Here is a 16515-nt window from a genome sequence, read left to right on the forward strand (position 1 = left end):
AGGGAAAGGCTTATAAATGTTATTGAACCAGAAGCCTAAAGTTGTTATACTATCAACAACAGGAGATAATATATCGTAATCTATTTCGGCGAGAAAAGGTGCCGTATAATATTTACATATCAGATAGAAAGGAAAAAGAAGATATGATCATTGCATTAATCTTATCCGGCGGTACAGGTACAAGGCTGGGTTCTGACATCCCCAAGCAATACATCGAGGTAGGCGGCAGACCGGTGATTACCTACAGTATCGAACGGCTTTATCGTCATAGTGGGATAGAAGCAATCCAGATTGTCGCAGACCCTGCCTGGCAGGGAAAGATAAGCAACTGGCTTACGGCGTATGGTTTCTCAGGGAAATTCAAAGGGTTTTCCAGACCCGGCGGCAACAGGCAGCTATCTATCCTTCATGGATTAGAGGATATCCGGGAATATGCGAAAGAAAGCGATTATGTCTTCATCCACGACGCCGCCCGGCCGCTTCTGACAGAGAAGCAGATTACGGACTGTATCGAAAGCGCCGTCGGGCATGACGGAGTCCTGCCTGTGCTTCCGATGAAGGATACGGTTTATTTAAGCACAGACGGGAAGAAGATAACAGCGCTATTGAATCGGAGTGAAATATACGCCGGACAAGCCCCGGAGTTATTCCGGCTTGGTTCTTATTACGAAGCCAACTGCCGCTTATTGCCCGAACAAATCTGGCAGATTAACGGCTCCACAGAGCCGGCAATCCTGGCAGGACAGGACGTTGTAATGATTCCCGGCGATGAGGGGAATTTCAAGATTACCACAAAAGAAGATTTGGAAAGATTCCAAAAGATCGTAGATGCAGAAGTACATTCTGCATAATATGGGGGTAGGAAAATGAAAGCATGGGTTTTACACAATATAGGAGATATCAGGTTCGATGGGGTAGAAGAACCAACGCTTAGGGAGCAGGAAGTGTTAGTGAAGGTAAGAGCAGCTGGAATTTGCGGTTCGGACATCCCAAGGATTTATCAGACCGGGGCTTATTCCCATCCCCTGATACCCGGACATGAATTTTCAGGTGAGGTGGTGAAAGTCGGAGCCTTGGCAGATACCGCATTACAAGGGCAGAGGGTTGGTATATTTCCATTAATTCCATGCCGTACGTGTCCGCCTTGCCGTAAGATGCAATATGAGATGTGCAGAAGTTACAGTTATCTCGGTTCGCGTCAGGACGGAGGCTTTGCCGAGTACACGGCAGTTCCGCAAGAGAACCTGATACCGATTCCTGACAGCGTTACATTTGAGGACGCCGCCATGTTAGAGCCGATGGCTGTGGCTGTCCATGCCATGAGACGGATTGGGGTAAGTGCAGACGATCATATTGCAATCTGCGGCGTCGGCACAATCGGGCTGCTGCTATATATGTTTCTGCGGGAAGCGGGTGTGCAGAATATCTATGTGTTTGGGAATAAAGACTTCCAGAAACAGACGCTCCAGAAACTGGGGCTTCCCAAGGAATGTTACTGCGATATCCGAAAGAACAGTACCCAGCAATGGATTCAGGAACGGACGGACGGCATAGGCGCAGATGTCTTTTTCGAGTGTGTGGGTAAGAACGAGACGCTGAAACAGGCGGTAAACCAGACTGCATTTGCCGGGAAGATTATGCTGGTCGGTAATCCGTCTGGGGATATGGGGCTGGAGAAATCGGTGTATTGGAAGATACTGCGGAACCAGCTTACCGTGAAGGGGACATGGAATTCCTCATTTACGGGAGAAGAGTCCGATGACTGGCATTATGTACTGAAACGGCTCAGGGAGAAACGGATTGCGCCTTCAGAACTGATTACCCATCGTTTCCCTCTGGAAGAGTTGGAAAGAGGGTTTCATATCATGCGGGATAAGACGGAAGATTATGTGAAGATTATAGGGCGGTAAGGAGAAATCCTGCTGCCTTTACTCTATTAAATGGTAGATTGTGTAAGACAGGAAATCGTTTGGAAACATATTGACAAATTTATAGATTTGTGGTTATATTAAAACATGAACATATGAATGATTGTTCATATGAAAGCAAAAATTGCTAGACTAATGAATTATTTTATCAAGCTAGGAGGGATTTTAAATGGAAGAGAAAGAAAGGATGAATATAGATTCTGGTGGGCGTGGACATGACCATTCGCATGCTCAAGAGGAACATACCCATGAGAGTGAATGCGGCTGTGGCCATGACCATCATACCCATGGTCATCATGACCATGATCATCACGGCCATACCCATGAACCCGCCCAATCCGACGACACTCCCGCTATGCCCGCCGGTGTCCCTAAGAGAATTTACATCCTTGATAACCTGGGCTGCGCTAACTGTGCCGCAAAGATGGAGCGGCAGATCCGGGAACTCCCGGGGGTTAAGATGGCAACCATCACATTTGCAACGAAGCAGCTAGCAGTAGCGGCAGACGACCCCGACGCATTGCTCCCCGAATACCGTAGAATCTGTGCCTCCATCGAGTCAGAGGTCACAGTGACGCCCAGAGAGGATGGCATCGTCGCACAAAAAAAAGAAAGCCCGTTTGCAGAAAATAAAAAGGATCTCATAGCAGTAGCGGCAGGCGCCGTCCTGTTCATCACAGGCGAAGTCCTAGAGCGTGCAATGCCGGGTTTTGCTGTCACTCCCGTTTTGTTTATTATAGCATACGCCATTCTCGGGCTTGAGATTGTATGGACGGCAGTAAAGAACCTGGCGAAAGGCCATGTATTCGATGAAAATTTCCTGATGAGCGTAGCGACGCTGGCGGCTTTTACCATCGGAGATTTTGCAGAAGCCGTAGGCGTCATGTTGTTCTACCGGGTGGGCGAGATTTTCGAGGACATTGCCGTAAGCCGCAGCCGCTCCCAAATCATGGAAGCCGTAGACCTGCGGCCGGAGAATGTCAGCCTGATAGAGGGCGGCGACGTGAATATAATCCCGGCGAAGGATGCGAAGGCAGGCGATGTCATCCTCATCCGCCCAGGCGACCGTATCCCGTTAGACGGCAGGATTATAGAAGGGCAGAGCCAGATTGATACATCGCCTGTGACGGGAGAACCTGTGCCTGTGAAAGTATTTCCGGGCAAAGACGTATACTCTGGCTGTGTCAATGACACGGGCGTATTGAAACTTGAGGTGACAAAACCTCTCGGCGAATCCATGGTAACGCGGATTCTTGATTCCGTGGAAAATGCGGCTGCAAGCAAGCCTAAGATTGACCGTTTTATCACCAAGTTTGCCAGAATCTATACGCCTGTAGTGGTTGCGGCGGCTGTCCTTACGGCTGTGGTTCCGTCCGTCTTTACCGGTAATTGGAACTACTGGATTTACACGGCAATCACCTTCCTTGTCATCAGCTGCCCATGCGCGCTGGTTTTAAGCGTCCCTCTTGCGTTCTTCTCGGGGATTGGCGCCGGCTCAAGACAGGGAATCCTGTTCAAAGGCGGCGTCGCCATTGAAGCATTGAAGGACATAAAAGCTGTTGTAATGGATAAGACAGGAACGATCACCAAGGGGAATTTTGTGGTACAGAAAATCGTGACGCTGAACCGTCTGACGGAAAAACAGATTTTGGCTGTGGCGGCAGACTGTGAGTTAGATTCCACCCACCCAATCGGAAGAAGCATCGTCACAGAGGCAAACCAGCGCAGCCTAAAGCTTGTGCGGCCGCAGCAGGTGGAAGAGATATCCGGCAAAGGAATCCGCGCGGTATTCCCGGAGGGAACGGTACTGTGCGGAAGCCAGGGCTTAATGGAAATGTATCAGGTTGACACGAAGAACTACCGCAAGGACGCCTATGGAACCGAGGTCCTGGTGGCGATAGACGGAGAGCTTTCGGGATATCTGGTAATCGCGGATGTGATTAAGGAAGAGGCGAAAGGGGCAGTCAGGCGGATGAAATCCCAGAATCTTGTCACGGCAATGCTGACAGGCGATGCAAAAGACAGCGCCGAAGCCGTAGCGCAGCAGACCGGGATTGACGAGGTGCATGCACAGCTTTTGCCGCAGGATAAGCTTACACATCTACAGGACATCCGCAGGAAACATGGGGCTGTGATGTTTGTGGGCGACGGGATTAACGACGCTCCCGTCCTTGCGGGGGCAGACGTAGGGGCAGCCATGGGAAGCGGCGCAGACGCGGCAATCGAGGCGGCGGACGTGGTATTCATGACCTCTTCCGTAGATGCGATTCCGGAGGCGGTAGGGATTGCCAGAAGGACGGGAAGGATTGCCATGCAGAACGTGGTGTTTGCCCTTGTAATTAAATTCCTGATAATGGTACTGGGATTTCTGGGATACGCAAATATGTGGATGGCGGTATTTGCCGATACGGGCGTGGCGATGCTCTGTGTCCTGAATTCTATCCGCGTATTATATGCGAAAAAATCATTACAAAAATATTAATTTTACTTTCATTTTATGCCAAACGGTTGAAATCAGGGATTCCGTTTGGCATAATTAATAATGGTACTGTATTTTCGCAGTATGGATGTTCATATCCATGGAAAGGAAGGCATAATATGAAGAAGACAGAGGCGGAATGCTGTGAAGTGACGCTTGTCCATGACGATATCGTCCGCCAGATTGGGACGAAGATGCCTGAAGAGGAACTGCTGAAGGAATTGGCAGATTTTTATAAAGTATTTGGTGACTCTACCAGAATTAAGATTCTGTGCGTGTTGCTGGAGGCGGAGGTGTGCGTCTGTGACCTTGCCGAGATTTTAGGCATGACCCAGTCGGCAATTTCCCACCAGCTCAGGGTGCTGAAACAGATGAAGCTGGTAAAGAACCGCAGAGACGGAAAGACCGTATATTATTCGCTGGCTGACGATCACATCCAGACGATTATCAGCCAGGGTATGGAGCATATTACAGAGTAGTTTTCCGGTGTTTTGAATACCGGGCAAAGAGGCGGGGCAACATGACAAAGCAGCAGAGAATAAAGTGTATTGTCTATATTGTAGGAATCATCGTCTATGGCGGGGCAATCGCAGCGTCCATGCGCTATTCGCTGGATAACCGTGTGAAGTTTATCTGGTTTCTGGCGGCGTATCTGATTATCGGGTTTGAGACATTCTGTAGGCTTTGCGAGAGCCTGATGCAGAAGAGGGTCATGACAGAATATATGCTGATTATACTTGCGACGGTGGGCGCTATCGGAACCATGCATTATACGGAGGGTGTATTCGTCATGGCGTTGTTTGGGTTCGGGATGCTGCTTGACGCCTATTCCACTGCAAGCACGAAGCGGACGATTCAGAAGCTAATCAATATCCGTCCAGAGTATGCCACCAGGCTGGTCCGCGGCAAGGAGTTTAAGGTAGACCCTTCCACTTTGAAGCCGGGACATGCGATTATCATCAAGCCGGGGGAGCGTGTGCCGGCGGACGCCATGGTAACATACGGGATATCGGATGTAGATACCAAGGCGCTGACAGGAGAGGCGGCTCCCCGGTCTGTGGGAACGGGAGACAGGATTTACAGCGGTTATATTAACCTGAGTGCGGCGATTGAGGCCATGGTAGTAGGATCTTATGAAGATTCGGCTGTCACCAGAATTCTGAGGATGGTAGAAGAAGCCCAGGAGCAGAAGTCGGAAAGCGAGAATTTCGTCGGCTCCTTTTCCAGGTTTTATACGCCGGCGGTGTTGCTGTGCGCGCTTGCGATTATGGTATACCCGTCCATGACATTTTCTTATGGGAACTGGGACGCATGGATTTACCGGGGGTTGATTTTTCTGGTTGTCGCATGCCCGTGCGGTCTTGTGCTGTCTATACCGTTGGCATTCCTTGGGGGGATTGCGTCGGCGGCAAGGCAGGGCATCGTGGTTAAGGGAAGGAATCATTTGGAAGATTTGGCGAAGGCAGATACCTTTATCTTTGATAAGACAGGAACCCTGACGGAAGGGGTGTTCCATGTTACGGATGTACGGGCCTTCCATATGACAAGAGAGGAACTGCTGGGGATTGCCGCCCATGTGGAGAGTTATTCCAACCATCCGATTGCCCAGTCGTTGCTTACGGAATACCGCAGGCAGGTAGATAAGAGAAGGGTGGGCAGGATGCGCGAGATGCCAGGGCTTGGGGTCAGCGCCGTGTTCGACGGGGAACGCGTTTATGTGGGAAATAAAAAATTGATGGATCTGCAAGGCGTCGTTTGTACGGAAGTAGAAGAGCCGGGAACCGTGCTTTATATCGCCATCGGGAAGCGTTATGCGGGTTATATTGTGATTTCGGATTCTGTGAAGGAGAATACGAAGGACACTTTTGATTATCTGCGGGACAAATGCAGCGCAGTCCTTGTAATGCTTACCGGAGATACGGAGAGCGGAAGTATCCCGGTTGCCCGGGAGCTTGATATGGATTATGCTTATGTGAACCTGATGCCGGAGGATAAAATGGAGTTGGTGGAGGATTTCCTGAGCATCCAGGACGCCTCCGAACGGCTGGTATGCGTGGGCGACGGAATCAATGACGCACCGGTTTTGGCGCGGGCAGATGTGGGAATCGCCATGGGAGCCACGGGCTCAGAGGCGGCGGTTGAAGCGGCGGATGTGATTCTTTTGGAGGACGATTTACATAGAATCGTGGACGCAATCAAGATTGCGAAGGAGACGCTGAAAGTCGTCGAACGCAATGTAACCTTCGCGCTGTTCATCAAGGCATTGGTACTGCTCCTTTCAATCGTAGGATATTTCAGTATGAGCGAGGCGATTACGGCGGAAGTAGGGGTAATGTTTATGGCGCTGCTGAATTCAGCGTGGGTTGCGAAATATACCGTGTAGTTACGCGCCAGGGTATATGGCATTGCGACTGGGAAGAGTATTATGGAGAAGCAGATGGGAGATAATTCATGAAGAAAAGAAACCGGAGAAGGCGTACGAAGAAGAGGAGGGCGAATCGGATTGCGGTCGGGATATTAACGGTAGTTTTCCTCCTGTTGTGCCTGTTCCTGTATCTGTGCCTGACCGTCTGGAAGGGCAATCCTTCCGAGGAAGGAATAGAATATCTGAAAAATGGGCAGTATGAAGAAGCAATCGAACAATTCGGACAGGCTGTGGAGGAAGAGATCAATGTGGCGGACGCCTACCGGGGAATCGGGCTTGCCTGTTGGGAGCAGGAAGACTATGAGGGTGCGCGCGACGCATTCCAGAAGGCTTTGGAGCAGAAGACGGAGCAGCCGTTTACGGGAACCATCTACAATCTCCTTGGGATTTGCGAGATGAAGCTGAATAACCCCGCGTCTGCGAAGGACTACTTCCAGCTTGGAATCGGGCTGAAAGGCAACAGCGCAGAGCTTGACCGGGAGATGAAGTATAATTTGATTGTGGCGTTTGAACAGACCGGGGACTGGGAGAGTGCAAAGGCAAAACTTGCCGAGTATACCGCCGAGTATCCCAACGACGCCAATGCATTGAAAGAGCAGCAATTTTTGGAGACAAGGTAAGGGATTAGCAATATGATTGAGTTGGCAAAGGAGACAGAACGTGTGATTCTGGTCGGAGTATGCGTTTCCGGGCAGGAGGACACGGAAGATTCCCTTGAGGAGTTAAAGGATTTGGCGGATACTGCCGGGGCGGATACCGTCGGGAGGCTCATCCAGAACCGGGAGCAGGTACATCCCGGTACTTATATCGGAAAAGGGAAGATAGAGGAATTAAAAGATTTATTATGGGAACTTGATGCGACCGGCATTATCTGTGACGATGAACTTTCGCCGGCGCAGATGAAGAACTTGCAGGACGAGCTGGATACCAAGGTGATGGACAGGACTTTGGTGATTCTGGATATTTTTGCCGCAAGGGCTTCTACCAGCGAAGGAAAGATTCAGGTAGAACTGGCCCAGTTAAAATACCGGCAGACCCGCCTGACGGGATTTGGTACGGCCATGTCCAGGCTTGGAGGCGGAATCGGAACCAGAGGGCCGGGAGAGAAGAAGCTTGAGATGGACAGGCGGCTCATCAAGAGCCGGATAGCCCAACTGAACCGGGAGCTTGCAGATGTCCGGCGCCACCGGGAGGTCACGCGGGAGCAGAGGTGCAGGAACCATGTCCCTGTGGCTGCAATCGTGGGGTATACGAATGCCGGGAAGTCTACGCTGCTGAATGCATTGACCGGGGCGGATATCTTAGCGGAGGACAAGCTGTTTGCAACCCTTGACCCCACCACCAGAAGCCGGAAACTTCCGGGCGGGCAGGAAATCCTGCTGACGGATACGGTCGGGTTTATCCGGAAACTGCCCCATCATCTGATTGAGGCGTTCAAGAGTACGTTGGAGGAAGCGCGGTACGCGGATTTGATTCTGCATGTTGCGGATGTCTCGAATCCTCAGATGGATGAGCAGATGTATACCGTATACGAGACGCTGCAAAGCCTGGGAGTCACGGACAAGCCTGTGGTAACGGTGTTCAATAAGCAGGATAAGCTTGAAGAAGACGCCGGGGTTATCCGGGATTTCCATGCCGATTACACTGTCAGGATCTCTGCAAAGACGGGGGAAGGGATTTCGGAGCTTCTAAAGACCGTGGAAGCTGTTTTAAGGGAAAGAAAACGGTTGATAGAAAGTCTCTATCCTTATCAGGAAGCTGGGAAGCTGCAGCTCATCCGTAAGTACGGGGAACTGTTGGAGGAAGAGTACCGGGAGGATGGGATTTACGTGCGTGCATACGTCCCGGCAGAGATATACGGAAAGATTAATGCAACGCTGTATCCTTAGGGGATTCTCCGAAGAGTTTTCGGTACGCCCGGGTGAAGGTAGAGTAATCTTTAAAACCGCAGTCAAAACAAGCCTGTGTACTCTGTACACCGGATAGAATCAGTTCTTTCGCAAGCAGGAGCCGTTTCTGGGAAGTATACTGCCCAAGGGTATAACCGGTTTCCTGCTTGAATAGCCTCATCATATAATATTTACTGATAAAGAAATGTTCAGCAAGCGTATCAATGCCAAGCTCGCCGTCCAGATTCTCATTGATATACCGGAGGATATCCAGAATCTTAGAGTTGCAGTTATGCGTATCGATGAATTCCAGCCGGTTTTTCATTGCGGCGCGGTTCAGGTGTACCATGAATTCCAGGAACAACACCTGACGGAACAGCTCCGCCGCATATCCGTCGTCCGTGAAAGATTTCTCAAGCTGGGAAATGGAACCAAACAGGGAACTTTTTTCCAATGACGGAATCCGCAGGACGTTGGAATGTTCCGCCTCGGCTTTCTGGAAACAATAGCTGAGGTCATAGGTATCTGTCCTGTAGGCGTTCATAAAATTAACGGAGATATAGACGATGATTCTGTCATATGGGACAGAATTGTCCACATCCAGCCTGTGGATGTCATTATGCCTGACAAGCACAATGTCATAAGGCTTCAATTCATAGGATTTCCCTTCGATAATATAGTTGACATTTCCTTTGAGGAAAATGGTAATCTTGTCAAAGTCATGATAGTGGTACGCCACCTCTCTGGTTTCCTGGTCTGTCAGATGGAATAGGCGGAATTCGCTGTTCAGATACCCTTTTTTCACATATTGTCCCATTTTATACTCCATACGATTTAATGGCATTTTGCTGCCCAGGCGGTATGTTCAGTCGGTTTCTTTCATATCATACTGTAAGATGGCAGTATTTGCAATATAATTGGCATGAATTGTGTTGAAAAGGGAAATAATGCCTGTTATGATAAGGATATCGGAAAATTGTAACCGTCAGAAATGATAAGTGTAAGATGTGCATGGAGGTATGGAATGAAGGTTGTATTAGAGCGTTATCACGGGCTTGGCAATGATTATGTGGTATTTGACCCGAATAAAAATGAATTAGAGCTGACCAGGGAGAATGTGAGGATGATTTGTGACCGTAACGCCGGGCTTGGCTCAGACGGTGTGCTGGAAGGGCCGATCCTTGAGGCGGACGGGATGCATGTAAAGGTCTGGAATCCGGACGGGAGCGAGTCGGAGACCAGCGGGAACGGCGTCCGGATTTTTGCGAAATATTTAAAAGACGCAAGCTATGTCCAGAAGAAGAATTTCAAGCTGTATACCGGCAACGGCCCGGTGGAAGTGACCTTCTTAAATGAGGATGGAAGCCGCCTTAGGGTGTCCATGGGACGGTTATCCTTCCGAAGCGACGATATCCCTGTGACGGGCGAGAGCCGGGAAGTGATTAATGAAGATATGGTATTTGGGCGGACGCTGTATCCGGTCACTTGCGTATCCATTGGAAATCCCCACTGTGTCATCCCCATGAGGGAGATTTCCAAACCATTAGTGTGCAAAATCGGAGACTATGCGGAGATGGCAAGATATTTCCCCAACCGTGTAAATACTCAGATTATGAAGGTGGTTGACAAGGAGCATGTGGCGATTGAGATTTATGAGAGGGGCGCGGGTTACACCCTTGCGTCAGGAACCGGCGCATGTGCAGCAGCAGGAGTCGCTTACAAGCTGGGAATGACCAACAATAAGGTAATCGTCCATATGCCTGGCGGGGATTTACAGGTGGAGATTGAGGACGACTGGACTGTGTATATGACAGGAGATGTCTTCTATGTGGCTAAGATAACCCTGAGCAATGAATTTGCAGAGAAGTTGAGGAATGCCGATGCGGAAGCATAGATTTTGTTAGAAAGATGCGGCAGACTGCCCGAAAGCTGGTATTTATGGTTTATAAAGCTGTTTTGGGGAAGTCTGCCGCAATCTGTTGAAGCCGTTTTACGATTAGAACCGAGAGACAGGACAAACAGAAGTCATGCAGATAATGCCGACAGGAGTGAAAAGAGGAGGTCGCTTATGTATGAGATATATCCGTGTAATGAAGAGGATAAGAAGACCATTATAGACGGTCTAGTTGCCTACAATCTGACCCGTGTCCCGGCAGTGCAGGAACAACTGTTCATTGATTTGAGCAGAAAAGTAGTTTCGGATACTGGGAAGGTGTTAGGCGGTATTATAGCGAGAATGTACTGCTGGAATTGTGCGGATGTGGATGCATTGTGGGTTTCGGAAGCACATAGGGGAACCGGGCTTGGGAAAGAGCTGCTTATGCAGGTCGAGGAGGCTGCCCGTAGTCATGGCGCACGTCTCATTCATCTGGATACGTTCGATTTTCAGGCGCGTGCCTTTTACGAAAGTCTTGGGTATGAAGTATTTGGCGTACTCGAAGACTGCCCGGCAGGGCATAAACGCTATTACATAAAAAAGTTTCTATAAACATTCCTTTCATTCCCTTAAATGCCCCTTTTCGTTCCATTTCCCCGTAGAAAATATAGTTTTTGCCGATATAAAAACAAAACACTCCAAAGAGAGCCATTAAATCAGTGGATTTAGAGAAGGGAGAGAGGCAGGATGCGAGGAGGATATGTGAACACAATTGAGGATCTGCGTTCCGGGCATTACAAAAATTCATACGGAGTAGAGGGAATGCTGCTCACCGGAGATCCCAGCCAAAAAAGGATCATAGACGTATCGGATGAGATGAAAAATCTGGTGTTTGAAAACGTAAAGAAGGCATACTATCAATATAACGGGATGTCAGGGGATAATCAGGCAGAGGAAGAGGCATACCACGGCGCCCGCAACGAGTATTACAAGACCCTTGCCCGGGACGACCGTGTGCCTGCGGCATGGACGTTAAGCAAGCTAGAGCAAAAGCTGGCACAGGAGGTATCAGGGGCCGTTAAGGAGAAGATGCCCGGATGGAGCGTGGGACAGCAGATACCCAAAGACCTGTTAGACGAGATTTTTGCTGACGAGAAGATTACGTCTATTGTCACTGGGGATGTCAAGGAAGTGCTGGGCAAAACAGCCGGTACGCAAGGGACGGGAGACGCCTTGGAACGAAGAGAAGACCAGATTCTCATAGGGCAGGACGATGCAGGCAGCGCAGACAGGTTAAAAGGGGAGGACCAAGAATCAGAAAAGCGTTCCGGCAGGGTCGCCTTTAATCAGGGAAAACGCGCCCGCCAGCTTGCCTCGGCAAAAACAGCGGCGCAGGTTCAGATGGTGATAGGCCTTTTGAAAAAGGATTTGTCAGACTGTGAGTACGGCGTCGCTAACGATATGTGCGATGAAAATGAAGTGGCAAAAGTCAAAGCAATGCTGGAAAAAGCAATGCAGCGCATGGGCGAAGTCTCCAATGCGAAGGAAAGCGAAGAACAGAAGGGAGGAGACAGTTTCCTCATTAATATGCTCATGTAAAAATTACTGTTGTGAATATCCTCAAAATGTTTTAAAATAGAGTCATGATATTTTAAAAGAAAAGGAGTATGAGGATTAGATTGAAGAACAGACAAAAGACCAGAAAAGCGGCTGCTGTCTGCTTGGCAGCCGCATTTGCAGCATCTCTCATCGCCCCGGCAGGTGCAAGGACAGTATATTCCGCAGGGGAATCATCGACGGACAGCGCCGAGGAGTCAGATCTTTCAAAACTCAAATTATCAGAAAAATTAAAACCAGACGTCATGGAAAGCGGGATGCGCGTCGTGGTGATGGAAGGAAAACTTATCACCGCAATCACCGTTTTTCCGCGCAGGATGGATTATTCCCTCCCTTCTTTCCCGGAAGTGAAGCAGAATCCTGAACTGCCAAAAGGATGTGAGATTACCTCCCTTACCATGATACTGAATTACTATGGTTATGATGTTGACAAGACCGTGATGTCAGACGTATATCTTCCCAAGGCTCCCGAGAACCTTCGTTATGGAGCAGACGGAAGGCTTCTGGGAACGGATTTGAACCATTATTTTATAGGAGATCCCAAAGGGGACGGCCATGTCTGCGGCACTGGGGCAATCGTGACCGCGGCGAACGCCTATCTGGGAGAACAGGAGAGCGACCGGCGTGCAATCGACCAGAACGGCGCCACCCCCGAGAAATTATACCAGCTTGTCTGCCAGGGAATCCCGGTAATCGTCTGGGTGACAATTGATATGGCAGAACGCAGGCCGACTACAGGGTGGAACACGGAAGAAGGAGCCTATGTGGAGTGGAGTACTAACGACCATACGGCTGTGCTTGTAGGATATACCGAGAATACGGTCAAGATTGCAGATCCTTTGGAAGGATTGGTAGAATATGACAAAGACAGGTTTGAAGCGGCGTTCGCGTCCCGCTCCAATCAATGCGTGATTCTGCAATAAGCCCGTGACCGCTGGGGGAAAGGAGAAGAGATGTCGCTTCAGTTTATATTCGGGCCGTCAGGCTCGGGGAAATCATACGGCTTGTACCAGTACGTGGTGGAGGAATCCATACGCCATCCACAGCGGAACTACATCGTGCTGGTGCCGGAACAGTTTACCATGCAGACACAGAAAGATCTGGTCATGGCACATCCCAGACATGGAATCATGAATATTGACGTACTGAGCTTCGGGAGGCTTGCCTACCGGGTATTTGAAGAGATCGGAGGCGGGATGCTTCCCGTGCTGGACGATGTTGGAAAGAACCTGATTCTCAGGAAGATTGCAGGGGATTATGAGGCAGAATTAAGCGTGCTGAAAGGCAATATGAAGAAACTGGGATACATCACCGAGGTCAAGTCCGTGATCTCGGAATTCACCCAGTATGATATCGGGGAAGAGGAACTCCTTACCGTCATGGCGTCTATCGGCAGCCAGTCCCGCCTTTATTACAAACTCAAGGATATTTCCATCCTATATAAAGGGTTTACCGACTATCTGAGCCGGAAATACATTACAAAAGAAGAATTGCTGGATAGTTTGAGCCGGGTAATCGGCCAGTCGGAGATGCTTAGGGACAGCGTCGTCGTTCTGGATGGATTTACCGGCTTTACGCCTGTACAGAACAGGCTTCTTTTGGAGCTGATGCGCCATTGCCGCAAGGTGGCCGTGACAGTGACCATGGATGAGCGGGAGGACCCTTATGTGTACAGCCATCCCTACCAACTGTTTGCCCTCAGCAAGCATATGGTCAGCACACTTATGGGCCTTGCCAGAGAGAACCGGGTGGAGGTGGAGGAACCCATCTGCCGATACGAAAGACCTGTATACCGTTTCCGGGGAAATGAACCTCTGGCATTTCTGGAGCGGAACCTGTTCCGTTACCAGACAGGGACATTTGGGAAGGAGCAAGATGCAATCCGAATCCATGCGGCAAGAAACCCATGGGAAGAGTCGCTGGCGGCAGCAGGGGCCATCCGCCGCCTGGTACGTAAGGAAGGGCTTCGTTTCCGCGATATCGGCGTAATCGTAAGCAGTATGGAGATTTACGGGGACTATCTGAAACGGGCGTTTGATTTGTACGATATCCCAGTATTCATGGATCATAAGCGGAACATTCTGCTGAATTCTTTCGTGGAATACATCCGAAGCCTTCTGAATATGGCACAGAAAAACTTCAGCGACGAGAGCGTGTTCCGTTTCCTGCGCACAGGCTTATCCGGATTCACTACGGAAGAAGTGGACGAGCTGGAGAACTATTGCCTGGGGCTTGGAATCAGAGGCTATAAGAGGTGGCAGGAGAAGTGGCTGCGCCGCCTGAAACATATGCGGGGAGAGGATTTAGAGCGGCTGAACCACTGCCGTGTTGCGCTGGTGGAGAAGGTAGACTCCCTGATGTTCGTGTTGAAACAGCGCAAAAAGACGGTAAGAGACATCACCTGCGCCGTGTATGAGTTCATGGTTCAGGAGAATCTGCAGGTCAGGCTGAAACGGCAGGAGGAAGAATTCCAGGAGGCGGGAGAGCTTGCCCTTGCCAAGGAGTATGCGCAGGTCTACCGGATTGTGGTGGAGCTGTTCGATAAGTTCGTGGAGCTTTTAGGCGACGAGGAGGTCAGCCTTGAGGAATACTGCCAGCTTTTGGACGCGGGGCTTGAGGAGGCGAGAGTGGGCGTGATTCCCCCCAGTACGGATCAGGTGGTGGCAGGAGACGTGGAGCGTACCAGGCTCAAGGACATCCGCGCGCTGTTTTTCATCGGGGCAAACGACGTGCATCTGCCGGGAGCCCTCCTTCGTACCGGGCTTCTGTCGGAGCGCGACCGGGAACATTTCCAGAAGGAAAAACTTGCCCTTGCCCCCGGAGGGAAGGAGAAGGCGTATATCCAGAAATTCTACCTCTACATGAACCTGACGAAACCGTCGGACAGGCTTTTTATCTATTACAGTAAGGTGTCGTCAGACGGGAAGAGCATCCGTCCGGCATACTTGATTCAAGACTTGCGCAGGCTGTACCCGCACCTTGAGGTGCAGGACGAGGAAGAAATCAGCCTTCCAAAGCGGGAATTGACGGAAGAATTGGGGATTGACTGGCTGATTCGCGGGTTCCGGAGCAAAGGCAGCGGCATGGACGAGGTCTGGAAGGAGTTGTATACCTGGTATAAGAAGGATGAGAGATGGCAGAAGAAGGTTGAGAGCCTGCTTGCGGCGGGATATTACCGCCGTCCCATGGACGGATTGACCCAGAAGGCGGCGCGGAAACTCTACGGAGAAGATTTTGAGGACAGCATTACCCGCATAGAACAGTTCTCGGCCTGTGCGTTTGCCCATTTCCTCACCTACGGGTTAGGGTTGCGGGAGCGGCAGCAGTATGAATTCCAGGCGGTGGATTTGGGAAATGTCTGCCATGGCGCATTGGAGCGGTATTCTAAGAAGGTGGAAGAAAACGGTTACGATTGGGTAGAAATCCCGGAGGCAGTCCGGAAACAGTATGTAGAGGAAAGCGTGGACGAGGCGGTGACGGACTACGGCAATTCTGTGCTTTACCGCTCCGCAAGGGATGAGTATATGATTGTGCGCATGAAGCGGATGCTTGGGTGTACCGTGTGGGCGCTGACCCGGCAGTTAAGAGCCGGGGATTTCCGCCCGTCGGCATATGAGCTGCGTTTCTCCTACGGGAAGATTGACCGGGTGGATACTTGCACGGAGGATGACCGTACCTATGTAAAGGTGGTGGATTACAAGACCGGGAGTAAGGCGTTCGATATTATTTCCTTGTATCATGGTTTGCAGCTGCAGCTTATGGTGTATATGAACGGGGCTTGCGAGCTGGAAGCCAAGAAGCATCCGGAGCGTGAGGTGGTTCCGGCAGGGGTATTTTATTACCGTATCAAAGATCCGCTGGTGGAGAAGCTTGAGGAAACGGAAATCGAAGAGGCAATCCTGAAAGAATTGCGCCCGGACGGTATCGTCAACTTAAAGGAAGAGGTCCTTTTGCATCTGGATCACTTAAAGGGCGGGGAATCCCTTGCCGTCCCTGTGAAATACAATAAAAACGGCGCATTGGCGAAGGGGTCGAAGACGGTGCCGGAGGAGGAATTCCTGCTGATGATGCGTCATGCCGCCAGAAAGGTTGCCAAATCCCACCAGATGATTATGGATGGCAATACAGAGGCGGCGCCTTACCGCAAGGGAAAGGAAACGGGATGCGATTACTGCCAATACCGGCATGTCTGTGGTTTTGACCGGAAGATTCCCGGTTACGTTTACCGGGAGATTGAGAAGGTAAGCAAGGAAGAGATTCTTGGGTTGATGAAGGCGGATGAGGAAAAAGGAGAGTCATAG

At 50.3% G+C, this 16515-nt stretch carries 13 protein-coding genes; 12 read left to right on the forward strand and 1 reads right to left on the reverse strand.

All coding sequences use genetic code 11. The features are described from left to right. Positions 1-143 precede the first annotated feature (143 nt). The 7 genes from AC6I3O_RS07765 to hflX all read left to right on the forward strand — a co-directional run bounded on the left by AC6I3O_RS07765 (position 144) and on the right by hflX (position 8721). Entirely contained in the window at positions 144-851 is a 708-nt protein-coding gene (locus tag AC6I3O_RS07765) for an IspD/TarI family cytidylyltransferase (RefSeq protein WP_497850375.1), read from the forward strand. Between the two features lie 15 nt (positions 852-866). Next, the gene (locus tag AC6I3O_RS07770) at positions 867-1910 is read left to right on the forward strand and encodes a galactitol-1-phosphate 5-dehydrogenase (RefSeq protein WP_497850376.1); all 1044 of its coding nucleotides are present in this window, start codon (positions 867-869) and stop codon (positions 1908-1910) included. Between the two features lie 187 nt (positions 1911-2097). After that, the gene (locus AC6I3O_RS07775; RefSeq protein ID WP_497850377.1) at positions 2098-4410 is read left to right on the forward strand and encodes a heavy metal translocating P-type ATPase; all 2313 of its coding nucleotides are present in this window, start codon (positions 2098-2100) and stop codon (positions 4408-4410) included. Positions 4411-4526: 116 nt separating this feature from the next. Next, positions 4527-4886 (forward strand): ArsR/SmtB family transcription factor, encoded by a 360-nt coding sequence (locus AC6I3O_RS07780; protein ID WP_497850378.1) that lies wholly within the window; start codon positions 4527-4529, stop codon positions 4884-4886. Positions 4887-4927: 41 nt separating this feature from the next. Next, entirely contained in the window at positions 4928-6790 is a 1863-nt protein-coding gene (locus AC6I3O_RS07785; protein WP_497850379.1) for a heavy metal translocating P-type ATPase, read from the forward strand. Positions 6791-6858: 68 nt separating this feature from the next. Continuing rightward, positions 6859-7452, forward strand: coding sequence for a tetratricopeptide repeat protein (locus tag AC6I3O_RS07790; RefSeq protein ID WP_497850380.1), 594 nt, complete (start codon positions 6859-6861; stop codon positions 7450-7452). Between the two features lie 12 nt (positions 7453-7464). Then, positions 7465-8721, forward strand: a complete 1257-nt coding sequence (gene hflX, locus AC6I3O_RS07795) for a GTPase HflX (protein WP_497850381.1) — start codon at positions 7465-7467, stop codon at positions 8719-8721. On the opposite strand, the gene AC6I3O_RS07800 is transcribed toward hflX, so the two are convergent. Then, complete coding sequence (locus AC6I3O_RS07800) at positions 8699-9538, reverse strand: AraC family transcriptional regulator (RefSeq protein WP_497850382.1); 840 nt, start codon at positions 9536-9538, stop codon at positions 8699-8701. The two genes, hflX and AC6I3O_RS07800, sit on opposite strands and share 23 nt — an antisense overlap. A gap of 207 nt (positions 9539-9745) precedes the next feature. On the opposite strand from AC6I3O_RS07800, the gene dapF reads away from it, so the two are divergent. From dapF to AC6I3O_RS07825, 5 genes are all read left to right on the forward strand, one after another. After that, positions 9746-10615: a diaminopimelate epimerase gene (dapF, locus tag AC6I3O_RS07805; protein ID WP_497850383.1), complete on the forward strand. Its 870-nt coding sequence runs from the start codon at positions 9746-9748 to the stop codon at positions 10613-10615. A gap of 174 nt (positions 10616-10789) precedes the next feature. Further along, on the forward strand, positions 10790-11209 hold the full coding sequence (locus tag AC6I3O_RS07810; protein WP_497850384.1) for a GNAT family N-acetyltransferase: 420 nt from the start codon (positions 10790-10792) through the stop codon (positions 11207-11209). Positions 11210-11359: 150 nt separating this feature from the next. After that, a complete protein-coding gene (locus AC6I3O_RS07815) occupies positions 11360-12196 on the forward strand; it encodes a DUF3879 family protein (protein WP_497850385.1) in 837 nt (278 codons plus the stop codon). A gap of 80 nt (positions 12197-12276) precedes the next feature. Next, positions 12277-13137 (forward strand): C39 family peptidase, encoded by an 861-nt coding sequence (locus AC6I3O_RS07820; protein WP_497850386.1) that lies wholly within the window; start codon positions 12277-12279, stop codon positions 13135-13137. Between the two features lie 30 nt (positions 13138-13167). Then, on the forward strand, positions 13168-16515 hold the full coding sequence (locus tag AC6I3O_RS07825) for a PD-(D/E)XK nuclease family protein (RefSeq protein ID WP_497850387.1): 3348 nt from the start codon (positions 13168-13170) through the stop codon (positions 16513-16515).

This window comes from Sporofaciens sp. St.21A7, assembly GCF_059728535.1.